The following is a 22,601-nucleotide window of genomic DNA, read 5'->3' as shown; positions in this document are numbered from 1 at the left end:
AACGCCTCTTCTCTGGAGTCGTCAGGGCCCCCACCCACAGCAGACGCTCGGCAGTGTAACCCGTCTTACTCCAGAGAAGTCGGAAATTTCATCGTTCCGGTTTGGGGGTTTCCGACATCTTCTCGGAGGGTTTCTGTTCTGTTGGCGTCTCCGACGGGCTTTCGGAGGGTTCGGAGGGGCAGGCGGGGGTTTGTCCGCTCGCGCTGTCCGCCTTCCCTCCGGCCGACGCCGTCACCGACCACCGTGACCCGCAGGGCGTCTTCCCGGCCGCGAACGAGACGGTCCTGGTGTAGGCGGTCTCCCCGGACAGGTCCATGGCGTCGCTGCCGATGGTCCGTCCGGCCACGGTGAACGTGACGCTCAGCCGTACCGCCTGCTCGTTGAGTGTGGTGACGGCGACCGTCGCGCTCGCCAGGCCGCGCGCGCCGAGCGCGGCGCGCAGCACGCTGATGCGCTGCACGCCCGCCGGACACCCGACCGTCGCCCGTGACGAGGCCTGCCGGTCGCCCGCGGTCACGGTGACGGTCAGCGTGCCGCCGCAGGGGCGCTTGGCGAAGCTGTGGCTGTAGGCGCGGGTGTAGGAGGTGTCGCCGGACAGCGTCGTCTCCCGGGTCAGGACCGGCTCGCCGTTCAAGGAGAGGCTGGCGCGCATCGGGATCGCGGCCGTTCCGCCGGCCGCGGCCGTGATCCGCATGCTCACCGAGCGGCCGGGGGACTCGGCCACCGACAGCGCCACGCGCAGGCGGGTGACGTCCGTGGGGCAGTCGGGGACGTTCACGCTCGCGCTCTTCGCGCCGCCCGTCGCGGCGGGCGAGGTGGTGACGGTCAGCGTGACCGTCTCGCCGCACGCGCTGTCGTCCAGGGTGTGGCTGAAGGCGCGGGTGTAGCTGAGCGCGCCGCTGAGGCGCGCCGTCGTGGTCTTGGCGACCGCGCCGCCCACGGTGAAGCGGGCCGTCAGCGTGATCGGGCCCTTGCTCGTGGCGCGTACGGTGGCCGTTCCGGCGGCCGCGTTCCCGTTCGAGGAGGAGAGCGTCAGCTTGCCCAGGCCGATGCCCGAGACCGTCGCCGGGGGAGCGGGCGTCTTCGTGGGTTTCGGGGTGGGCGTCTTGGTGGTCGGTTTGGTCGTGGGCTTGGTGGTGGTGGGGGTGTTCGTGGTGGGTTCGGTGGTCCCGGCGGGTTCGGTGGCGTCCGGGCTGGATGGGCTGGACACCGACGGGATCACGGCTATCGGCACGGAGGCCACCGCGCTCGGATCGACCGCCTCGGGCGACTCCGGAGGCGTGGTCGTCGGGGGTGTGCCCAGCTGGGCGGGGCTGAGCGGCGCCGGAGTCTGCGAGGCCGCGACCACGTCCACCGGGGTGGTCGACGGGCCGCGCGAGCTCAGGATCACCACCGCGGCGACCGCCACCGCGACCGCCAGGCCCGTGCCGACGCCCATCCTGACCGCGTTGTGCCGCATCGCCTTGAAGACCGTCCGCGTCACGGACGTGCCCACCTGAGGCGTCGCCACCGGTTGCGGGACCGGCCAGAGCGTCGCCAGCAGGGCCACAAGCGCGGCCAGGCGGCGTTTGCCGCGTTCCTCCCAGTCCTCGCCGTAGGCCGCCCTGGCGGTCTCCTCCAGCTCGGCCACGAAGTCCGCCGCGCTGGCCGGGCGCTGGTCGGGATGCTTGGCCATGCCTCGGGTGACGAGGTCGCGTACGGGCTCCGGCGCGTCGTGGACCGGGATCGGCGCGTGCAGATGCTGATAGCCCAGCACGCTCGGCTCGGTCGAGCGGTAGGGCCGGTGCCCGGTCAGGCACTCGAAGAAGACCGCCGTCGCCGCGTAGACGTCGGTGGCGGGGGAGGCGGGCCCGCCCGCCCACATCTCCGGCGCCATGTAGGGCGGCGTGCCCTCGGGATGGGCGGCCGTCCCCTCCCGTACGGCGATGCCGAAGTCGACCAGCTTGCTGATCCCGTCCTCGCGGACGATCACGTTCTCCGGCTTGTAGTCCCGGTGCACCAGTCCGATCGTGTGCGCACGGGCCAGCCCGAGCAGCGAACCCTTCAGCACGACCAGGGCCGCCTCGGGGCTCGTGGTGCCGTTCTCGCGGAGCACGGCGCGCAGTGACACGCCGTTGACCAGCTCCATCACGATGGCGGCGCCGGCGGGCTCCTGGATGTACTCCCACATGGTCGCGATGTGCTGATCGCGTAACGTGGTGAGCAGCCGCGCCTCCGACTGGAACCTGGCCAGCGCGGCCGGATCCTGTCTGAGCCGTTCGGCCAAATACTTGATCGCGACTTTGACACCGGTGTCGTCATGCTCGGCCAAGACGACCCGGCCACTTCCGCCCGTACCGAGCTGTCGGATCTCGGTGTAACCGGGGGCACTCCACTCCATCGCCAACTCCCATCAGGAGGCGGCCCACCAGATTGGACGTGCGATCTAGCGGTCAGGTTTTCATGAAACTACTGCCATCTCCGGATGTGAACGGCTATACCGATACCTTCTCTAACCGATTCCCCCACCCAACCCCCTGACCAGCCCCAACCTCACCCCGCCACCTTCGCCCTCCCCGGCCTCCCTCCCCACCCACCCCCGAAATGCCCCACCCGGCCTTCGAGGCACCGGCATCCGGGCCTTCCGCGATGCCCCACCCGGCCCCGAGGCGCCGGCGCCCACGGCTCCGGGCGCTCCGGGTTCGGGGTGCTCCGGGGTGTTGGCACCACGATCTTCCGGGCAGCGGGCTCCGCCGTCTCCGGGGTTTCCCCGTCTCCAAGGGTCCTGGGTTCCGTCAGCCGCGGAGGGAGGCAGCACTTGGCGTGGGGGTGAGGGCGCGGGTTGCCGGGTGGTGCGGCGGAGCGGGTGGTGGGTCAGGGGGTGGTCAGGGGGGTGGGTGGGCGTTCGCCGCCCGCCGGGCCCGGGACGCCGGAGAACCGGTAGGGGACAGGGGCGCGTCCCGGCTGGACGACCAGGATGGCGCCGGGCTCCTCGGAGTAGAAGGCCGTCTCCACCGCCGCCGCCACGTCCTCCGCGTCCAGCAGCGGGAACCCGGCCCCCAGGAACACGTCCCGCATCCCGGCCACCAACGGCGTGTCGGTGAAGCCGGGACACACCGCCCCGATCCGTACCCCGGACACGGCAAGAGGTTTGGCCAGCCCCCTGACCAGCCCCACCACCGCGTGCTTGGTCATCGTGTACACCGGGTCCCCGTCATAGGCGACGAGCCCGGCCAGCGAGGAGGTGACCACGATCGCGCCGCCGCCCCCGCGGGCGAGGGCGGGCAGGGATTCGGCCACGCCGTACACGACGCCGTCGATGTTGACGCCGACGGCCTTGCGGTACTGGTCGGGGTCGAAGGCGGTCAGGTCGACGCCGCTGGAGATGCCGGCGTTGAGGTGGACGAGGTCGAGCCGCCCGTACGCGCGCTCGGCCGTGGCGACGGCCCGCGCGGAGGTCTCGCGGTCGGTGACGTCGCCCGCCACCGCGGTGCCGCCGAGCTCTCTGGCCAGCCGTTCCGCGCCGTCCGCGTCGACGTCGACGAGCACGCAGCGGGCGCCGCCGCGGGCCAGCCGCCTGGCGACGGCCGCGCCGATCCCGCCGGCGGCTCCGGTGATCAACGCGACCGTACTCATGGGGCCTCCTGGTCGAGCATGCGGTGGGCGCGGGCGATCAGCGTGGGTACGGCGGCGCCGATGCCGTCGAAGCCCTCTCCCACGGTCTTACCCTGCCGGAACCGGGCATGGATACCTTCGACGATGACGGCCAGCTTGAAGTTGCCGAAAGCCACGTAGTAATTGATGTCGGAGATATCCCGCCCTGACACCTTGGCGTAGCACGCGGCGAACTCGGCCGCGTTCAGAAACCCCGGCGCCAGCGTGACATCCCCCGCCACCGGCACGCTCGCACGTTCCGCGTCGCCCGGATCCTGCCAGTACGTGAGCGTCAGCCCCAGATCGGCCAGCGGATCGCCGAGCGTGGACATCTCCCAGTCGACCACCGCCAGAATCTCCGGCGGATCCCGCCTGACCAGCGTGTTGTCCAGCCGGTAGTCGCCGTGCACGAGCGTGCTCTCCGAGCGCGACGGCATCCGCTCGCGCAGCCGCCCCACGAGCCGGTCGTACTCGGGCAGGTCGGCCGCCTTCGACCGCTCCCACTGTTGTTCCCACCGGTTCAGCTGCCTGGACAGGTACCCCTCCGGCCGCCCGAAGTCGCCCAGCCCCACCTGCCGGTAGTCGACGTCGTGGATGGCGGCGAGGATCTCCGCGAGCCGTTCCGACAGCCGCCGCGCCTGCTCGGGCGGCGGGTCGCCGAGCTCCGCCCGCGTGCGTACGGCGGCGCCGTCCACCTGCCCCATCACGTAGAAGGGCGCCCCGATGACCGTCTCGTCGGCGCAGAAGGCGAGCGCCTCCGGCACCGGAACCGGCGTGCCGTTCAGCGCGGAGATCACCCGCCACTCGCGGCGCATGTCGTGCGCGGTCGGCAGGACGTGCCCGAGCGGCGGGCGGCGCAGCACGACCGGCCGCTCGCGGCATTCGACGAGGTAGGTGAGGTTCGACTTGCCGCCGGAGATCAGCGACGCCGACAGCGCCTCACCCGCGCCGGGCACGTGGGCGGCGAGCCAGTCGGTCAGTCGGGGCCAGTCCAAGCCGGGAACGGTCATGGGACCACATTAGAACCTTGCTCTGGTCGGCGGCGCAATGAGGTCCGCGACAATCGCGCAGCCCTTGCGGACGTCGGCCAGCGACGCGGAGCCGTACCCGATGACCAGTCCGTGCACCCGCGGCGCGCCGTGATGGTGGCGCTCCACCGAGTCCAGGCGCACGCCGCGCGCGGCGGACTCGCGCACGATCTCCGGCACCACGTCCTCGGGCAGCTCGGCCAGGACGTGCAGGCCCGCGGTGTCGCCGTGCAGGCGGCACACCGGGCCCAGGATCTCGACCACGGCGGCCCGGCGGCGCGCGTACTCCAGTCGCATCCGCCGCAGGTGCCGGTCGAGGTCGCCGTGCTCAAGCAGCGTCCCGACCGCCTGCTGCACCGGCCCGCTGGTACGGTCGCCCAGATCCTTCCTGATGCCCGCGATCCTGGCCAGAAGGTCCCGCGGTCCCACCAGCCAGCCGACGCCGACGTCCGGGGCGAGCGACTTCGACAACGTCCCCAGCAGCACCACCCGCGACGGATCGAGCCCGTAGAGCGCGGGCAGCGGCGCCACGTCGTAACGGAACTCGGCGTCGTAGTCGTCCTCCACGATCATCGCGCCGGTCCGCCTGGCCCACGCCAGCAGCCGCTCCCTGCGCGGGATCGGCAGCCGCCCGCCCATCGGGTACTGGTGCGCCGGGGTCGTGTACAGCACGCTCAGATCCTCGGGCAGCCCCTCCACGATCACGCCGTCGCTGTCCACCGGGCACGGCACCACCTCGACGCCGCGCCCGGCGAAGACGTTCCGCGTGACCCGATAGCCCGGATCCTCCACCCCGGCCCGTCCGCCGCGCCCGAGCAGCGCGAGCGTGACGAGGTCCAGGCCGTTGGCGGTGCCGCGCGTGACAAGGACGTTCTCGGGCCCGACCGCCACGGCCCTGGTCCGTCTGAGGTGCGCGGCCAGCAGTTCTCGCAGGTACGGCAGGCCGTACGGGTCGGGGTCGTCGCCCGGGGGCAGGTCGGCCGCCTTGCGCCAGGCCCGCTTCCACGCCGCACGGTCGAAGTCCCGCACCCAGGGCTCTCCCGGCGCCAGATCGATCACAGGCTTCGCGGCGGCGGCGGGCGGCGGGGGCACAGTGGTCGTGGCGGCATCCACGGCAGGCGGCGGCGCGTACAGCTGAGCCACGAACGTCCCCGACCCGTGCCGCCCGTCCAGCCACCCCTCCGCGTAAAGCTGCTGGTAGGCCTCCGTCACCACCGTACGGCTCACGCCCAGCTGCGCCGCCAGCCCCCGGCTGGACGGCAGCCGTTCACCCGGAGCCAGCGTCCCGCCCCGCATGGCCTCCCGCAGCCAGGCGGTCAGCTGGGCGGCGAGCGGCTCCGCCGAGTCCCGGGAAAGGGCTACGGGCAGGTCAACAAGGCTGCGCACAGGAAGTGGTCTCCATGTATCGGCATTTAGTGGCCCTAATCTACAAGTCCACTTCCGAGCAGTATGGACCGCATGCTCTCCACCACACCCCGCACCACGCTCGGCCGCGAGAAGCACCGCGCCAGCACCGACCGCGCCGACCTGTACGAGGTGCTCGACACCGGGCTGATCTGCCACCTGGGCGTGGTGCACAACGGGCACCCGATGGTCGTCCCGACCGGTTACGGCCGCATCGACGACACTCTCTACCTCCACGGCTCCACGGGCGCCAAGTCGCTGCGCTCCGGCCAGGACACGGAGATCTGCGTGACGGTGACGCACGTGGACGGCATAGTCCTGGCGCGCTCCGTCTTCAACCACTCGTTCAACTACCGCAGCGCCATGATCTACGGCACCGCCCGTCTGGTCACCGACCCCGACGAACGCATGGCCGGCCTCCGCGCTCTCACCGAGCACCTGGCCCCCGGCCAGTGGGACTACGCCCGCCAGCCCAGCCGCAAGGAACTGGCCGCCACGTCGGTCCTGGCCCTGAGCCTCACGGAAGCCTCGGTAAAGCTCCGCACCGGCCCGCCCAGCGACGAGGACTACGACTACGCCCTCCCCATCTGGGCCGGCATCCTCCCGTTGGTCACCACCTACGGCACCCCCATCCCCGACCCGGTCCTGGACCCCACCACCCCACCCCCCACCCACATCCATTCCCGCACCTAACCGCCCACCCACCCGGCACCCGCGACCCAAGAGCGGTGCCGAAGGACTGAGACGCCAAGGGGGGTGAGGCCGAGGGGCTGAGACGCCGGGGGTAGGTCGGGTTCCCGGGCTCTTCCCCGCGCCGGGACGGCGGGAGGGGGGACGGTGGTGATCGGCGCGTTGTCGCGGCGGGCGGCGTGGGCCACGGGCAGTGGCCCAACGTGCGGCGTTGCGGTGAGAACTCCGTCCGACTGCCGGTCGGCCTCGCACGGGTGCGGGCCCGCGAGGGCGGGAGGCGCCCACTTGGCCTGCCGTAACGGATAGGAGAGAGAGCTAGACGCGGCGGCGGAGGACGCCCTCGTGGGGGGCGCGGGTGCGGGAGGTGGTGATGAGGGCGGCGAGGGAGGCGGCGGAGGTGATGGCGGCCAGAGTGATCAGGGCGCGGTCCATGGTGAACGTCGAGGTGAGGAAGTACGCCTCGCTGACCAGCATCCCCAGCCCCACACTGATCGCGAACGCCAGCGCCCCGCTCTCCATCGCGTCACCCGTGTGGTCCCGCCGCCCCAGCAACGGCCGGACCAGCCCCAGCACCGCAGCCCCCGGGCACAGCACCAGGAACAGGATCGTCACCACCACCCGCACGGCCGACCCCGCCGCCAGATGGCCGACCAGGACGGCGAGCCACCCGGACAGTCCCAGCAACAACAACGACACCCGCGAGAACGTCATGATTTCTCCGGCAGCAGTTCGTAGACGTCCCCACCTGGGTTGCTCAGCACCTTCTTGAACCGCTTCGACGCCTCGACCTCCCGTTTGAGCCGGTCGATGGTGCCCTTGGGCAGGATGCCGGGCGTCTCGGTGGCCGGGCGCTGGGTGCGGTTGAGCACGAGGTAGCCCTTGGCGCCGGGCGGGAGCTTGGACATGAGGTTGATCAGCGACGGCGCCGGCTTCTCGACGAACTCGGCGAGCGTCGGCACGTACGCGGGCAGGTTGGGCAGGGCCTCGCGCGAGGGCGGCAGTTCGTCGAGCCAGCTCTGGTCGAAGCGTTCGTACTGGTCGTAGGCCCCGGGCAGGAAGAAGGTGGGCGCGACGATGAGCGAGTTGACGGGCGCGATCCGGTGGAGTTCCTTGACCAGCTCGACCTCGTCGAGGGTGAAGTAGTTGCCCTGTTCCTTGCCGTAGTTGCCGAAGAAGAAGCCGGAGACCATCAGCAGCAGGACGACGGGCAGGACGGCCAGCCGTACGAAGGCGCGCTTGCTGGGCAGGAAGACGGCGGCGGCCAGGAACGCGGTCATCGGCAGCGTGAACAGGTAGACGCGGAAGAGGATCTCGCCGCCGTAGCTTCCCGCGGCGAAGAAGACCAGCGGCGCCAGCCCGATCATCAGCAACGGCAGGCCGGGGCGGCGCAGCCACTGGCGGCGCAGGATGGCGCCGCCGATGGCCAGCAGCCACAGGCCGACGGACAAGGCGCGGTCGGCGTAGGCGACGATCACCTGGCCGGGGGCGACGTCGCCGAGTGCCACGAGCCCGGCGTCGAGGTTGCCGCCGGCGTCGCCGAGCGAGCCGACGATGAAGTTGATCTTGCTTTCGAGCACCTGCCAGGCGATGCCCACGGCCCAGCCGGCCGCCAGCCCCGCGCTCACCATGAGGATGCCGAAGTTGCGGTAGCGGCGCAGGATGAACAGCAAGCCGAGCGTGGCCACCAGCATGAGCGGCGTGAGCTGGTGCGAGGAGGCGATCGCGGCGATCGGGACGATCAGCAGCAGCGTCCAGGTGAGCCGCGCGTACGTCGTGGTCATCGGCGGCGGCTCGGCGGCCAGCCCGTGCGGGTCGTCACCGGCCCTGATGGGCCCTCGCCTGAACCTCCGTACGACCACGGCCAGCACGATGAGGTAGAGCACCAGCGTGGTGGCCTGCGGCGAGAAGTAGTCCTGCCCGACCCACGAGCAGGAGAAGTACACCCAGATGCCGCCCCAGATGAGCTGCCTGTTGCGGGTCACGGTCCTGAACAGCAGCAGCAGCGGCAGCAGCGTGGCCACGTTGAAGACCAGCGGGCCCCACTTGGCGATGTCGAGCGCGTTCTCCAGCCCCGCCGCCTCGGTCATGAGCGCGAAGAAGGAGAAGAACCCCGGCCACTGGTGGTACGCCGACAGCGAGCCCGCGGCCGGGTCGGTGGCGCCGTGCCTGATCAGGTAGTCGATGACCGAGACGTGCTTCCACGCCCATGGGTAGCGCAGCGTGGGATAGAGCAGGCTGGGCGTGGCGTGCAGGACCGCGATGAGGATGAGCGCGTACCCGGCGTGCCACAGCTCCAGCGCGTGCCGGTCGTTGAGCAGCGCCACGAACCCGACGATCATGACCACGATCGCGATCCAGAACGTCGCGGGCAGGACCGTGAGCAGTCCGAGGTCGGTCATCTGGTCGAGGTTGACCCGGCGCAGCGACAGCCCCCACAGGATCGTGGAGACCGGCAGCGCGGTGCGGGCCACGAACCAGGTCAGGTTCCCCGCGGCGGGGATCAGGTCGGCGCGCGTGGAGTCCATGCGGCCGCTCATGTAGCCGATGACGGTGGCGAGCATCGCCAGCAGCCGGGTGATCAGCGCCTGCCCCGGCCGGACGTTGCCGGGCCCGGTGACGGTGATCGCCTGGAAGGTCGTGCGCGGCAGCGAGGACTTCACCTGCGCCAGGTGCACGCTGAGCGCCCGCCGCCCCCGCCCGCGGTGGGGGACCGCCGCCAGCGACTTGCCCTCGGCGACGCAGCGGGAGATCACGTACGCGCGCGTGGCCCGCCGGGCGGAGATGCCCGCCCGCAGGTGCGCGGAGGGTTCGAAGTGGACCCTGCCGTTGGGGTTGAGCTCCTTGAGCAGGTGGAACAGCTCGGCCTTCACGCCCCCCGGCGGCTCGGCGAGCACGTCGCCCGCCTGGTGGTCGAGGTCGGCGGGAAAGCCGCCGGCCTCGGCCAGGGGGGCGCGGCGGAAGGCCACCCCGGCGCCGTAGAGGTCGTCGATCGGCCCGGCCTCCTCGGGCGAGCCGGTGCACGAGGCGCCCATGATCCAGGCGAGCTCCTCCGGGAACCACCGCGGCCGCCCCGCCACCCACCGCAGCGTCAGATTGCTCCGCACGGCCAGGACCTGCCGCTCGTCGAAGGCGCGCAGCAGGCAGGTGGACCAGTCAGGCTCGGCGGCGGTCTCGTCGTCGTGGAAGGCCACGACGTCGCCGGTCGCGACCGTCAGGCCGAGGTTGCGGGCGGCCGCCACCCCGCGCTGCCCCTCGTTGTGCAGCACGACGACGTCGTCCAGCCCGCCGCGGGCCAGGTCGGCCAGCTCGGGGCAGTGGTCGACGACCACGACGATCTGCTCGGGCGGCTCCAGCTGGGCGCGCAGAGAGGCGATCGTGACGCGTAGCTGGTGCCAGGCGCCGACCTCTCCGGTGACGACGACCACGGAGAGCGTGGGCACCGTCTTCTCGTCGATCGGGGGCGGCGGCTCGGCCGTGATCTTCGGGATCGGACGGGTGCTGGTGGCGTCGTCCTCGTCCTCGTCCTCGTCCGGCTCCGGTTCGAGCAGCTTGCGCGCGTCCCAGACGAGAACGCCGGTGGGCGCGTCGTCCTCGTCGTCCGTACGCGGCCTCGGCAGCCGGGCGACCTTCGTCGCGTCGTCGTCAGGTAAGGCCGCCCGATCGGCGGCGGGCCGCTTCAGCTGACGTGTCGTCTCGTCATCGAGCGCCTCGTCGGCTTGCCTGCCCTCCACCGTGTGTACCTTTCCCGACCCAGAGCTGAACGACGGCTACCCGTGACTTTACTCGGTCCGAATCGCCTGATCGTCGTCTCGATCAGAGTGTTCCGAACAGTTCGGAACGTTGTTCGATCTTGGCAGCGGGCGGCCGGGTGGGCGAGCTTCTGGGTGGTCCTTGAAGTCTTCCCGACGGAGGTCGCCCGATGCGCATCCCACGTCCGTGTCCGCTCCGAGGCGGTCAGGAAGCACGAAGCCGGAAACAGGGGCATCGGCTTCGGCTCCGGCCGAGGCGGGAGCCGCGCGGCAAGGCTCTACGCGGAGCCGACATCTGCTGCTGACGGGCTCGATCGAGCGTCCCCCTGCCTCCACTTCCCGCGCCAAGGCAGGGGGATGACCCGCGTAAAGATCCTTTGTTAACATGACCGCCCGAGCCGGGAGTGGGCTCCGAGCGGAAGAAGCAGCGTTGGACGAGGACGGTCCCCCCGACCCGGCGCAAGCCACCACTGCCGCCGAGTACGTCGCCGCGCTGGCCCGATTACGCCGCTGGAGCGGCCTCACCTACCGGCGGCTGGCGAGCGCGTCGGGCGGCGCGCTCCCCGTGAGCACGGTGGCGGGCGTCCTGGGCAGGACGACCCTGCCCAGGGAGGACTTCGTGGCGGCCTTCACCGCCGCCTGCGGCCTGGACGAGGCGGAGACCGACCGCTGGATCCGCGCCCGGAGAAACCTGGCGGCCGGCACGGGCGAGCAGCACCCCACAGGCGAACAGACCATCACGGGCCAGGCGGGCACGGGCCAGGCGGACACAGGCCAGGCCGACACGGTCCAGACCGACACGGGCCAGGCGGGCCAGGCCGGCACGGGCCGGGCCGGTTCGGGGCAGGCCGGCGTGGGTGGGCAGGCGGGTTCGGGCGAGATCGGGCCTGACCCGGAGACACCCGTGAGCCCGGCACCGGACCCGGCGGAGCCCGCCCCGCCGCGCCGGTCCTTGGCACGCCGGTCCCTCGTGCGCCGGTGGTGGCCGGTGATCGCCGTGGCCGCCGGCCTCGCGGTCGCGCTCCTGTTCGCCCCCACGCTCATCAGAGGCATGGGCGACGTCCTGGAAGGCCGCGCCGACGCCAACCAGAGCGCCGCCGCGCAGCCCCCGCAGGACGGCTGGTATCGGATCGTCCCCCTACACGTCGCCGACCGCGGCCTGTGCGTGAGCGAGGGCCGCGAACGCTCGGGCAAGACCGACCGCCCGCTGGCCGTCCAGACCTCCTGCGCGGCCGAGGGCCCGGCCACCTACCTCAAATCCCTCGGCCCCGGCGTCTACGAGATCCAATGGCACCACCCCAAGCAGGGCGTCGGCTGCCTGAGCGTGGACGGCGCCTACCTCGGCGACGAGGCCCTGCTCGCCCCCAGCGACTGCATCGCCGCCGCCCACCAGCGCTTCCTGCTGGAGCGCGATCGCAACGGGCTCAGGCTGCGCCCCGTCCACAGCGGCAAATGCCTCGGTGCCCTGTACGGCGAAGCCGACATCCACCCCGGCGCCGAGATAGCCCAGCTCGCCTGCTCCGGCAAACGCGACCAGATCTTCCGCTTCGAGCCCGTGGAACGCCCGTCCTGGGCGGAATCCGGCTAGGACCCCGAGCCCGGGGTAGAACCCGGGCCCGGGGCAGAACCCTCACGTCAGGCTAGGACCCCGGCCGGGTGACGGCGGCTGGCAGGCTCTGCCGGACGTAGGCCGCCTTCCCCGCCTGCCCGAACTCGGTCAGCGTGCCGGGACCGGTGAGTGTGAAGTCGCAGCCGTCGGCGTCCACGGCGTTCCACTGGACGACCGCCTTGATGTGGGGAAGGTCCTCCAGGACGCCTGGCACGTCGGCGTACCAGCGCCCGCGGGCCCGGTCGTCGCGCACGTTGTGCTCGCTGCCGTACTCGCTCAGGATGAACGGCTTCTTGCCGAACCCGTTGCTCACGAACCAGTCGTAGGTGGGCTTGATCGTCGTCTTGAAGTCCTGCCACTCGGCGTTGCGGCAGCGGGCGAAGTTGTAGGGGTCGTAGCTGACCCAGTCGACGTAGCCGTCGCCCGGGTAGAAGGCCTTCCAGCGATGACGGAACGGGTAGTAGCCGGTGACACCCCACACCCAGGCCACGTTGGTGACGCCGAGGGCGCGGAAGCGGTCGACGATGTGCCGGTAGGCGGCCACGTAGTCGGCCGGGGTTCCGGCGTTCTTGCGCATCTCCATCTCGCCGTCGAAGCCCAGCAGGACGGGCTTGCCGTACTCCTTGATGCGCCGCGCCTGGGGGTCGATGACGCTGTGGTCGGCCTCGCCGCGGGCGATGCTGGCCCAGGGGATGTTGTCGGAGGTGTTCCAGCGTTCGGACTCCCAGCCGAGCAGCAGGAGCCGGTCGCGGCCGAGCTGGGGCTCGTCGTCGCGCAGCATCTGGCCGTTGGGCGTCTCGGACATGTCGTGGTAGGCGAACACGACGTCGAACTTCCTGCCGACCTGGCGTTCCAGCGTGGTGACCGAGTTGAGCAGGCCGCCGGCGGCCGGCGGTGTGTAGACGCCCCACCAGGCGCCGCACGCGGGGCCCTGCTTGAGGGTGGCGGGGGAGCCGCACGGGCGGGTGCCGTCGGCGCCCGCTTCCGGGTCGGAGTAGGACGTGACGTACACGACGGTCCCGGTGGCGAGGACGGCGAGGCCGACGACCAGACTCCACAGGATCCGGCGGCTCTTGCGGGGCACGGCGTGCTTGCCCGCCGATTCCTGAGGCATGGGTGCTCCGTACGGATGACGCGTGAATCGGCCTCCAGTGTAGGGAGGGCCGCCTTCAATCGGCTGTACTGACGGCCGGCCGTACCGGCGCGGCGAGGGTGCGCAGCACGGGCAGCGCGCGGGCCGCCTGGAGCGGGTCGACGGGCAGCACGTGGCGGGTCCACCAGGACGCCACCTCGGGGGTGGGGCCGGGCTCGGTCAGCGGCGCGCCGAAGTCCTCGTCCAGCGGCGGCGTGTACAGCGCCGTGGTGATCACGCCGCGCCGTTCCAGCGCGCGGATCGCCTCGTCACGCTCCTCCACCAGCAGCGGTACGCGGAAGAGCGGCTGGTCGGCCAGTTCCCGCACCGGCGGGGCGGTCACGGGCAGCCCGGCCAGCATCCGCACGCCCGCCACCCGCCGGGCCCGCTCACGCTCGGCGGTGCGCTGGCGGGCGGCGGCGAACCGGCGCTGCACGGCGCCGTGGGCGTTGCGGTAGCCGCCGGAGCCGACGGACATCCAGCGGTCGAAGGCGGGCAGGTCCTCGGCGCCCACGGCGGCCAGGTCGCGGGCGCGCGAGTCGTCGCTGACGTAGGTGGCCTCGATGCCGAGCGCGCGGGCCAGCCGCCAGGCCGGGGTGCTCAGGCGTAGCGCGTAGACGGCGTCGCGCAGGAGGGGGGCGGCGACGGTCCGCAGCTCGCCCGCGGTGGAGGGGGCCAGTAGCAGCCGGTCGCGCAGGTCCGCGGCCCGCCGGGCGGCCTCGGCATCGCGCAGCAGCAGAACGCCGCCGGAGCCCGCCCGCGCGTGCTTGGACAGGCTGAAGGCCGCCGCCGCGCCGAACGTGCCCACGTGCCGCTCGCCGAGCCGGGTCTGGAAGGCGTGGGCGCAGTCCTCGACCAGGACCGCGCCTCTGGCCGCGCACTCGGCGGCCAGGCGGTCGACCTGGCCCGGCAGGCCGTACATGTGCGTGGCGACGACCGCGCCGATCCCGGTCCAGTCGACGCGCTCGGCGTCGATGGTCGCGTCGTCCGGCGAGACGGGCGCCATGACCGGGCGCAGCCCGGCGGCGACCGCCGCGAAGAGCACGGTCTCGCAGTTGACCGGGGACATCAGCACCCGCTGCCCGCGCTCCACGAGAGCACGAAACGCGAGGTAGAGCCCGAGCCTGGCGGAGGGCAGGTACACGCCGTGCAGACCGGTCCGCTGAACCAGCGGCGCGATCAGGACATCGTCCCGTTTTCCCTGGTTCTTCGGCACTCCTGGAACGATACGCTGTAACTTCAGCGATCGCAGGTCTTGTCTCCCAAGGCGGTCTTTCCATGGAGTCTGGCACGTGGCCCGAAGTGGGCGTCGTGGTGTGTACGCGCGGTGACCGGCCGGAGATGATCAGAGACACACTCAAGGGCATCACCTCCCAGGACTATCCGGGCCGGGTCACCACCGTCGTCGTGTTCGACGGCGGCGACCCCGATCCCGAGCTCGCCTCCGACGACCCGGCCCGCCCGGTCCGGCTGATCAGGAACGAGCGCTCGCGCGGCCTGCCCGCCGCCCGCAACAGCGGCATCCTCGCCCACGCCGGGAGCGTCGAGTGGGTCGCCTTCTGCGACGACGACGACACCTGGCTGCCCACGAAGATCACCGCGCAGGTCCGGGCGGTCCAGAAGCATCCCGACGCCGTCTTCTCGACCTGCGGCTCGCTCATCGTCCACGACGACTGGACCCGCCACATCCACCTGGAGAAGGAGCGGGTTCCCTTCGCCGACCTGCTCGACGGGCGCCAGCCCGCCATGCATCCCTCCGGCTTCCTCGCCCGCCGCTCCGCCCTGACCGGCGAGGCCGTCGGCCTGTTCTCCGAGACGATCCCCAGCGGCTACGGCGAGGACTACGAGATGCTCCTGCGCGCCGCCAGGTGCGCGCCCATCGTGCACGTGCCGGAGGAGCACCTCCACGTCCGCATGCACGCCCAGTCGCACTTCGCCGGCCGCTGGGACGTCATCGCCGAGGCCCTGCAGTGGCTGCTGGAGCGCTACCCGGAGATCAAGACCTCCCGCAAGGGCTACTCCCGCCTGGCCGGGCAGGTCGCCTTCACCCGCGTCGCGGTGGGCCGCCGCTCCGAAGCCCTGCGCTGGTCGATGCGGGCCTTCACCACCGACCCGCGCGAGGTCAGATCGTACGGCGTCGCCGCCATCGCCCTGCTACGCCTGAGCCCCACCTGGGTCGTCCGGCGGATGGAGGCGCGCGGCCTGGGCGCGCCCTGAGGCGATCCGCCACAGCCCCGGCAGCACCGCCAGCGCGGTGATCGTCTGGCTGGCCAGAATCGCGAGGCCCACCCCGGTGATCCCGTGGACGGGCAGGAGCAGTTGCGCCCCGCCGATCGCCATCACGGCCATCCCGAACTGCACGAACACGATCATCCCCGCCCGCCGCAGCGCCCGCAGCGCGCCCAGGTAGAGCTCGACCACGGCACGGGGCAGCGCCGCCAGCGCGATCAGCCGCATGAGGTCGGTGGCGTGCTGCGCGTACCCCTCGCCGAACAGCAGCAGCGCCACCGGGGCCAGCAGCGTCGCCACGACGACCAGCGGCGTCAGGATGAGGAACGTGCGCCGCAGCGCCCTGCGGCAGTTGTCGGCCAGCGTCGCCTTGTCGAAGGCGCCCTCCACGGTCAGCGAGGAGGCCATCGTGTAGCTGAGCATCTCCAGCATGGCGCCGAGGGTGATGGTGAGCCCGTAGTAGGCGTTCATCTCCTTGGAGACCTGGGCCGCGACCAGCACGGGCACGCCGTAGTTGAACAGCAGCGTGAAGATCGAGCCGGCGTAGTCGCCGGCCAGGAAGCGGCCGATCTGGCGCGGGGGCGGCAGCGTCTTGTCCGCGGTGAGCCGGGCGTGCTGGGGGATCAGCTTGCGGAAGACGGCCGTGTTGAGGCACAGGGAGACGACCAGGCCGGGAGCGATCCAGGCCAGGAAGACCGCCCAGGAGACCGAGACGCCGGCCGAGTTGCCCAGCAGCACGGCGCACACGGCCAGAACGCCGAAGCGGACCACCCAGAAGACCAGGTTGGCCACCGGCACCCAGGGGGCCTTGCGCAGGCCGGTCAGCACCACGTCCTGCAGCGTGCAGATGCTCCAGACGATCACCATCACCGTGAAGACCAGCCCGGCGGTCCAGCCGGACAGCAGGCTGTAGGTCTCGCCCCAGCTGGTCAGCGTGAGCAGGAAGACCGCGCAGCCGGCGACGGCCAGGCCGGTGGCGGCGCCGTAGACGGTGCCGACGAAGCGGGCGGTGTGCCGGCCGGCTTCGGGGACGAAGCGGGCGACCGTACCGACGAAGCCGAAGGAGGTGATCGCGGCCAGGAACCTCATCGCGGCCAGGATGGCCATGCCGACGCCGACGTCCTTCTCGTCGAAGACGCGCGCGGTCACGGTCCAGTAGGCCAGCCCGATGACGGCGCCCGCGCCGGCGTTGAGCATGAGGGAGTAGGCGCTGCGCAGCAGCGGGTCGTTGAGGTCGGCGGGCAGGAACCTCTTCAGGCCGCGCTCAGCCACCGGGGGACACCTGGCGCATCGCGTAACGCGCGCGGCGGACGATCGCGTAGCCCTTGGTCAGCGTACGTTCCCTCAGGTAGATGAGCGGCACGCCGCGGCCCTCGACGGCGCGGCGGAAGCGGTCCATGCTGGTGCGCCTGGCCACGGTCAGCCGCGGCACGGCCAGCACGTCGTGCCGGTCGGCGGCGATGGCGTTGCTGACCGCGCAGGCGGCGAAGTACCCGGCCTTGCGCACCTCGCGGCGCACCCGCGCGCTGGAGTAGCCGTAGGGGTATGCCATGGTCACGACAGGTGTGCCCACCTTGTCCTCCAGCAGGCCCTTGTTCCTGCGCAGCTCCTGGCGGAGCTCGGCGTCGGCCAGCTGGTCGAGCTGCGGGTGGCTGTGGCTGTGGCCGCCGATCTCGATGCCGCTGGCGGCGGCCTCGCGGGCCTGGCCCCAGGTGAGCATGTCGTCAAGCGGCCGGCCCGCCGCGTCCTTGCCGGCGTCGGCCAGCCAGCCGCTGGTGACGAAGATCGTGGCGGGCATCCGGAGCCGTTCCAGGACGGGCAGCGCGTGGGAGTGGAAGTCGGCGTACCCGTCGTCGAAGGTGATCACGACCGCCTTCTGGGGCACCTGGTTGTGGTTGAGCGCCGCGACGAGGTCGGCGAAGGTCATCGGCGTGTACCCGCCGTCGGCCAGGTACGCCACCTGCTCGGCGAAGTCACCGGGTCGTACGGCCAGCGGCCTGGTCGCCTCGTTGGGCCGGTCGGTGACGGAGTGGTACATCAGGATCGGCACCCGGATCATCGCAGCCTCCAGGAGCCGACGGCGTAGCCCCACGCGGTCCAGGCCAGTCCGATCACGATCGCCCCGGCCCGGCCGAGCCCGCCCGGGTCGCCGCGCAGCGCCTCGCCCAGGCCGCGCAGGGCGCCCTTGGGCAGCGCCTTGAGCGCGTGGGCGCGCTCGCTGGACAGGCCGTCCTGCGTGCCCACCTCGCGGGTGACCAGCGCCTTGGACAGCCCTTCCGCGTAGCAGCGGGAACGGAAGTAGGAGAACGTCTCGCGCTGCCTGGGCACCTTGTGCCCGATCAGCGCCCGCGGCTCGAACAACATGACCGACCCGGGCCTGCGCTGGGTCAGCCGGATGCAGAACTCGGTCTCCTCGCAGCCCAGCGGCCGGCTCTTGCGTCCCTGGACGCTGCGGCCGATGCCGCTGTGGAAGCCGCCGACTCCGGTGACGGCCTCGCGCAGGAAGGCGGCGTTGCCGCCCATGACGTTGCGGACCGGAGCCCGGACCGCCGGCATGCCCCGGTAGCTGCAGCCGACGGTCCAGTCGAACTCGTGCGGGAACCACCGCGGGCGTCGCTCCGACGCCCACAGCGGATCCGTACGCCCGCCGACGCCGACCACCCCTGGTTCCTGGAAGCCCTCCTCCAAAGCCTCCAGCCAGCCGGGATCGGCCACCGCGTCGTCGTCGAGGTAGGCGACGATGTCACCGCCGGCCACATCGGCACCGGTGTTCTTGCCCCCCGACAGGCCCTGCTCGTGGGAGTTCTCCACGACGACGGCCTTCGGGTAGGCCCGGGTGAGCTTGAGGTGCAGGCCGGGGTTGTGGTCGACGACGAGGATCAGCTCATGTGCCCTGCGGCGCTGGTTCTCGATCGATTCCACTGCCTGCCTGATGTCCTCCCAGCGCTCCTCGGTGTAGACGCAGATGACGACGGATGTAAGCACGGGTGGGCCTTCGTGGCTAAGCGACGCCCCGGTCGGCGGCGGGTGTGGCGGTGGGTTCGGGCAGCTGGAGAGCGGGTGGCCGCCGCCATTCCCGCAGGATGGTGCTGAGCACCCGGAACCCGTCGCGGAAGGTGCGCAGGTTGCTCTGCCCGTGGATGCGGTGCCGTTCGTGGCTGGGCACCTCGTGGATCGTCAGCCCGCCCTTGGCGGCGCGCACGTTCATCAGGGTCTCCACCTCGAACCCGTCGCAGTCCAGGTCGAGCACGTCGAGGTGGTGGGCCCAGAAGGCGTTGTAGCCATAGCACAGGTCGGTGTAGCGCGTGCCGTACATGAGGTTGACCAGCGCGGTCAGGGCCTTGTTGCCGACGCTGCGGCCGAAGGTCAGGTCGTCGCTGCCGCCGCCGGTGGCGTAGCGCGAGCCCTTGACGAAGTCGGCGCCGGTCACCAGCGCGCCCACGAACGTGATGATCTCTCTCCCGTCCATGGAGCCGTCGGCGTCGATCATCACGATGATGTCGCCCGTGCAGGCGGCGAATCCGGCGGCCAGGGCGTTGCCCTTGCCCTTGCCGGTCTGCGTGATGATCCTCAGGTTGGGGCGCAGGCGTCTGGCCACGGCGACGGTGTCGTCAACGGAGTTGCCGTCGACGAGCACGACCTCGTCGATCCATTGGGGCAAGGTGGCGAACAGATGCGGCAGGTTCTCCGCCTCGTTCATCGCCGGCACCACCACGCTGACTCTGGGCGATATCGCCAGGTGGGGTGTCACAGGGGTGAAACGCTCAAGCGGCGGCATGGACCGCAGTGAGGTCACCTGCGCCTTGCCGTTGTGCCTGATGTTCTCGGGACTCATTTCGGGAACAATCCTTCCGGGACCACCCGCCGCAGGCCACGCTCGGCCACACCCGGGTGCTGTGGGGGTGCCGAAAGCGGTAAACGATGCATTGCCGGTCCAGTGGGAGTGAGGGTGCTGGTGTTGTGCTGCCGAGGGGGTGGGAGCGCTGCTTAGAGCGCTCCCGATGGTTCTTTGACGTCTGACTCTTGGCCTCGAGTACTACGCATACGCCCAAAGCCCTTCAACACACGATCCGCCGCTCTATAGAGAGACGGCGAATCGGTGACAATTGTTCGCGCCTTGTTGAAGGGAACTCTGCCGATCCAGTGCGCGGCGGCCGCCGCGGACGGCCGCGAGATGCGGCCCTCCGAGACGTGGAGCGTGCCGCTCTTCAGCCAATGCTTGTAATCCTTGCCACCCTTGCCCATGTCGACCGTGTGCAGTCCCGCGCCGGCGGCCGCCTCCGCCATGCGGAGATGGTGGACGATGCCGGGCGAGTACTTCCCGAATTCGGAGTCGTAGGCGGGGAACCAGCCCACCAGGGTCGTGGCGGTGCGCAGGCCGAAGTGCCCGGCCACGGGGACGTCGCCGGCGTAGAGCATGGTGAGCACTCCGGCGAAGCCGGGGGAGCGCTCGGCGTGCATCTGCTCGGTCAGCTCGACGATCCACGGCTGCGCGAACCGGTCGACCCGGCCCGTCCTGCGGTACTGGTCGGATTTCCAGGCGAGCAGCTGGCGCAGCTCGCCGTGGTCGGTGGACGCCCAGGACAGGCGGAGCTCGCCGTGTTCCCTGGCGAGCTTGCGTTCCTTGTAGCGCCAGGTCTTCAGGTTCTTGGCGGAGTTCTCCTTCACCTGGGCGAGCCAGGCCTCGTAGCCGGCGGTGAAGTCCATGACCGCGGCCGGGCGCACGTCGCTCTCGTACGGGGCGAACGTCGGCTGGCCGGCGACCATGTGGTCGAAGGCGAAGACGTTGAGCCCGCACGCGCGCAGCAGCGCCTTGGCCTCGACCTTGACCTCCGGCACGCCGATGAGACCGTGGCAGGTGGTGAGAAAGCCGCCGAGAGGCTTGCCGATGCCGAAGTGATGGCGTTCGTAGGGGAAGAATCCGATGATCTCGCCGGCGTCCTCCACGACCGCCGTCCTGACATAGTCACGCAGACGGTCCATCGCCAGGGCGAACTCCACCGAGAGGAAGGGGTTGTCCAGGCTCGGGTCGGCCTTCTGCAACTCCCGCCAGCGCGACCTTTCGGTCTCGCCGAGGTCTCCCGGGCGAACGACGGTGATGTTCACCTGGCCCCCACTTCGGTCAGCACGGTCTTCCCCCGACAGTTGCCCCGGCTCCTCCTGATTGAGCGGCGAACAGATCACGATCACGCAACAGACCGACGGTAGCCGCAACGGGATGGCTTGTCAGCCGCGTCCCAGAGGCGTGATCGGGCATTTGGCTCGTCTCTCCTGGCTCTAAAAACGGTGATGGCACGATTGATCGCCCATTCATGGGACCAATCGTGCTGTGGGCGCGTCAATGGCGACGCCTGGCGGCGCGTGCCGGTTTACCCGGGTCACCAGGTTTCTCGCACATGACCTGCGAGTGCGAGAAAGGTGAGCCTGAGTCCCGATACGCGCCCCAAGCCCCCCAGGATGCCCTATCACGGAGGGGAAGTTCGACCTAGAGCCTGATGTATCCCCTAATATCACCTAAGTGTCACTCTGGGGCTTCTCCTGGTGTTTCGGTGGGTTCGCCGGTCGGAGTCGGCTCCTCGGAGGGGGAGGGCTCCTGGGTGGGCGCCTGCCGTCCTCGCCAGGAAAGGGCGCAGGTGGCGGCGCCGCCGTTCGAGCTGAAGGTGACCGTGCCCGAACCGGCGGCCTCGGGGTCGTCCACCGTCACCCAGATGGACGCCGACGCTCCCGCCTTGATCGTCCCGCTCGCGGGGAAGACGCCCAATCCCTCCGACGGCCCGGACGTCCAGGACACGCTCGCGTTCCGCGCGGTCAGCCCGACCTTCGCGGCGCCGCTGATCGAACTGGGGCAGCCCACCGTCAGCCGGGCGCCGGGGGCGGGCCTGCGCGTCCTGGTCGGGTCGCTCGCGGGCTTGGTGGCCGGCGGGTCCGGCCGGTCGCTGGGCGTCACCCGGGGCGCCGGGCCGGAGCGCGTGGGCTCCGGGTCCGGCGTGGTCGGGTCCGGAGCCGGCTCCTCGGTCAGCTCCTCGTCCACCGGCTCGTCGGTCGGCACCGACATCGGCGCCCGCGACTCCGAGGGGGAGGACGTCGGCATGGCCGCGGCGGGGGCGCCGCTCTCGCCGTTCATCAGCGCCATCGCGCCCGTGCCCGCCAGCACCGCGACCCCGGCCAGCACCACCGGGGCGAGCCTGCGCGGGCGCCGCCGCCGCGAACCGCGCCCGCCGCGCTGCTCGACCGGGAACCCGGTGCGGTCGAAGCTGTCGCCCCGCTCCATGATCAGCGTGCGCGCGTGGTCGAGCTCGGGGTTGACGCAGGTGTCGACGACCCGGCGGCGCAGCGAGATCGGCGGGTAGGCGACCGGCACCAGGTCAAGCAGCTTCGCCGCGGCCACCTGCCGGTGGCGCCCCTCGGTGCAGACCTCGCAGCCGCCGATGTGCCCCGACAGCCTCCGGCGCAGCATGAGCGTGAGCGGACCCTCCCACGAGTCCACCATCGCCGACAGGTCCGGGCAGTGGGCCCGGCCCGTCCTGGCCAGCAGGACGGCGGCAGCCGCGTTCTCCAGATGGTCGCGCGCCCGCCCCAGCCGCGTCGCCGACTGCCGCGAGGTCAGCCCCAGCACCGAGCCGACCTCCGCGGGCGTCAGCCCGTGCCGCAACGACAGCTCTAGAACCTCCCGCTCGTTCTTGCTGAGCTCGCCCAGCACCTCGTACACCAGCGCCGCCAGTTCGGGATCCTCCGGCTCTTCGAGCACCGGCGGCGGCGGGCCCGCGGGCGCGCCGTCCTTGCGCGCCATCCTGGCCGCCGCCTGGAAGCGGGTCAGCGCGTAGAGCCAGGCGCGCAGCTTGGCCGCCTCCTGCAGCCGTGCCGCGCCGCCCTGAGCGGTGACCAGCGCGTCGTGCACCGAGTCCGCCGCGCTGTCGCGGTCGCCGGTCAGCGAGCAGGCGTAGTCGTGCAGCCGTTCGGCGTAGGCGTCGTAGAGCTTCGCGGGAGCGTCGGTGTCGCCGCGACGCAGCCCCTGCGCCAGCTCATGGTCGTCGGCGCGATCGACATTAGGCCATCCAGCCACAAACCCTCCCCGCAGGTGCAAGTCCCGGGTGGAGGACGCCGCCTTTCAGGCAGGGGTTGCCACC

General features: G+C 71.4%; 17 protein-coding genes. 3 read left to right on the top strand and 14 right to left on the bottom strand.

The window, feature by feature from the left end:
- Positions 1–88: 88 nt before the first annotated feature.
- The 4 genes from ACIBI5_RS08135 to ACIBI5_RS08120 form a co-directional block, all read right to left on the bottom strand.
- On the bottom strand, positions 89–2,380 hold the full coding sequence (locus tag ACIBI5_RS08135; protein ID WP_397244447.1) for a serine/threonine-protein kinase: 2,292 nt from the start codon (positions 2,378–2,380) through the stop codon (positions 89–91).
- 473 nt (positions 2,381–2,853) lie between these two features.
- Positions 2,854–3,615, bottom strand: coding sequence for an SDR family oxidoreductase (locus ACIBI5_RS08130; RefSeq protein WP_397244445.1), 762 nt, complete (start codon positions 3,613–3,615; stop codon positions 2,854–2,856).
- Positions 3,612–4,643, bottom strand: a complete 1,032-nt coding sequence (locus ACIBI5_RS08125; protein ID WP_397244442.1) for a phosphotransferase family protein — start codon at positions 4,641–4,643, stop codon at positions 3,612–3,614. Before ACIBI5_RS08125 ends, ACIBI5_RS08130 begins: the two co-directional genes overlap by 4 nt.
- Before the next feature lie 9 nt (positions 4,644–4,652).
- Positions 4,653–6,047 (bottom strand): PLP-dependent aminotransferase family protein, encoded by a 1,395-nt coding sequence (locus ACIBI5_RS08120; RefSeq protein WP_397244440.1) that lies wholly within the window; start codon positions 6,045–6,047, stop codon positions 4,653–4,655.
- A gap of 72 nt (positions 6,048–6,119) precedes the next feature.
- Here ACIBI5_RS08120 and ACIBI5_RS08115 point away from each other — a divergent pair, with 72 nt between their 5' ends.
- On the top strand, positions 6,120–6,758 hold the full coding sequence (locus tag ACIBI5_RS08115) for a pyridoxamine 5'-phosphate oxidase family protein (RefSeq protein WP_397244438.1): 639 nt from the start codon (positions 6,120–6,122) through the stop codon (positions 6,756–6,758).
- Positions 6,759–7,070: 312 nt separating this feature from the next.
- On the opposite strand, the gene ACIBI5_RS08110 is transcribed toward ACIBI5_RS08115, so the two are convergent.
- Positions 7,071–7,466, bottom strand: a complete 396-nt coding sequence (locus ACIBI5_RS08110; RefSeq protein ID WP_397244436.1) for a hypothetical protein — start codon at positions 7,464–7,466, stop codon at positions 7,071–7,073.
- On the bottom strand, positions 7,463–10,486 hold the full coding sequence (locus ACIBI5_RS08105; protein WP_397244434.1) for a glycosyltransferase family 2 protein: 3,024 nt from the start codon (positions 10,484–10,486) through the stop codon (positions 7,463–7,465). Before ACIBI5_RS08105 ends, ACIBI5_RS08110 begins: the two co-directional genes overlap by 4 nt.
- A gap of 448 nt (positions 10,487–10,934) precedes the next feature.
- Between ACIBI5_RS08105 and ACIBI5_RS08100 the strand changes: the two genes are divergently transcribed.
- Positions 10,935–12,092: a helix-turn-helix domain-containing protein gene (locus ACIBI5_RS08100; RefSeq protein ID WP_397244433.1), complete on the top strand. Its 1,158-nt coding sequence runs from the start codon at positions 10,935–10,937 to the stop codon at positions 12,090–12,092.
- Positions 12,093–12,144: 52 nt separating this feature from the next.
- On the opposite strand, the gene ACIBI5_RS08095 is transcribed toward ACIBI5_RS08100, so the two are convergent.
- Both ACIBI5_RS08095 and ACIBI5_RS08090 read right to left on the bottom strand, forming a co-directional pair.
- A complete protein-coding gene (locus tag ACIBI5_RS08095; RefSeq protein ID WP_397244431.1) occupies positions 12,145–13,227 on the bottom strand; it encodes a glycoside hydrolase family 26 protein in 1,083 nt (360 codons plus the stop codon).
- 55 nt (positions 13,228–13,282) lie between these two features.
- Positions 13,283–14,461: a DegT/DnrJ/EryC1/StrS family aminotransferase gene (locus ACIBI5_RS08090; protein ID WP_397244429.1), complete on the bottom strand. Its 1,179-nt coding sequence runs from the start codon at positions 14,459–14,461 to the stop codon at positions 13,283–13,285.
- Positions 14,462–14,523: 62 nt separating this feature from the next.
- On the opposite strand from ACIBI5_RS08090, the gene ACIBI5_RS08085 reads away from it, so the two are divergent.
- Positions 14,524–15,462 (top strand): glycosyltransferase family 2 protein, encoded by a 939-nt coding sequence (locus ACIBI5_RS08085; RefSeq protein ID WP_397244427.1) that lies wholly within the window; start codon positions 14,524–14,526, stop codon positions 15,460–15,462.
- On the opposite strand, the gene ACIBI5_RS08080 is transcribed toward ACIBI5_RS08085, so the two are convergent.
- From ACIBI5_RS08080 to ACIBI5_RS08055, 6 genes are all read right to left on the bottom strand, one after another.
- Complete coding sequence (locus ACIBI5_RS08080) at positions 15,400–16,746, bottom strand: lipopolysaccharide biosynthesis protein (RefSeq protein WP_397244425.1); 1,347 nt, start codon at positions 16,744–16,746, stop codon at positions 15,400–15,402. The genes ACIBI5_RS08085 and ACIBI5_RS08080 overlap by 63 nt on opposite strands.
- Positions 16,739–17,533, bottom strand: a complete 795-nt coding sequence (locus ACIBI5_RS08075; RefSeq protein ID WP_397244423.1) for a polysaccharide deacetylase family protein — start codon at positions 17,531–17,533, stop codon at positions 16,739–16,741. Before ACIBI5_RS08075 ends, ACIBI5_RS08080 begins: the two co-directional genes overlap by 8 nt.
- Positions 17,530–18,459 (bottom strand): glycosyltransferase family 2 protein, encoded by a 930-nt coding sequence (locus tag ACIBI5_RS08070; protein ID WP_397244421.1) that lies wholly within the window; start codon positions 18,457–18,459, stop codon positions 17,530–17,532. The genes ACIBI5_RS08075 and ACIBI5_RS08070 overlap by 4 nt, the downstream gene beginning before the upstream one ends.
- Positions 18,460–18,475: 16 nt before the next feature.
- Complete coding sequence (locus tag ACIBI5_RS08065) at positions 18,476–19,309, bottom strand: glycosyltransferase family 2 protein (protein ID WP_397244419.1); 834 nt, start codon at positions 19,307–19,309, stop codon at positions 18,476–18,478.
- Between the two features lie 152 nt (positions 19,310–19,461).
- A complete protein-coding gene (locus ACIBI5_RS08060; RefSeq protein ID WP_397244417.1) occupies positions 19,462–20,580 on the bottom strand; it encodes a GNAT family N-acetyltransferase in 1,119 nt (372 codons plus the stop codon).
- Positions 20,581–20,995: 415 nt separating this feature from the next.
- A complete protein-coding gene (locus tag ACIBI5_RS08055; protein ID WP_397244415.1) occupies positions 20,996–22,537 on the bottom strand; it encodes an RNA polymerase sigma factor in 1,542 nt (513 codons plus the stop codon).
- Positions 22,538–22,601 lie beyond the last annotated feature (64 nt).

The sequence above is a fragment of the Nonomuraea sp. NPDC050540 genome (assembly GCF_044457485.1).
In the GTDB taxonomy this organism is placed as follows: domain Bacteria; phylum Actinomycetota; class Actinomycetes; order Streptosporangiales; family Streptosporangiaceae; genus Nonomuraea.
Note: the sequence above shows the minus strand (reverse complement) of the source record. Positions and strands in the feature narration are given on the sequence as shown.